This is a genomic window from Vibrio sp. 10N.261.51.A3, from assembly GCF_041471965.1.
Classification (GTDB): Bacteria; Pseudomonadota; Gammaproteobacteria; order Enterobacterales; family Vibrionaceae; genus Vibrio; species Vibrio crassostreae_C.
This window is the reverse complement of the sequence record NZ_JBFRPK010000147.1, coordinates 1-219: the sequence shown is the minus strand read 5'-3', so window position 1 is coordinate 219 and position 219 is coordinate 1. Positions and strand designations below refer to the sequence as shown.

The window sequence follows — 219 nt, the reverse complement described above, 5'->3', positions numbered from 1 at the left end:
TTTTACTTTAATTGGTATTAGATTCAGAAAGCAAAAAGGCTCTAGCATTTCTGCTAGAGCCTTAAATATGGCAGGGGTGGAGAGATTCGAACTCCCAACACGCGGATTTGGAATCCGCTGCTCTGCCAATTGGAGCTACACCCCTAAAACTTTCATTACTTCAGATTCGAAAAAAAACCTCGCACTAGGCGAGGTTATCGAATAAGTGGCGGAGTGGAC

At 43.8% G+C, this 219-nt stretch carries 1 tRNA gene; it reads right to left on the bottom strand.

The features are described 5' to 3' along the window. Positions 1-68 precede the first annotated feature (68 nt). A tRNA-Trp gene (locus AB4371_RS22275) sits at positions 69-145 on the bottom strand. Positions 146-219: the final 74 nt, after the last annotated feature.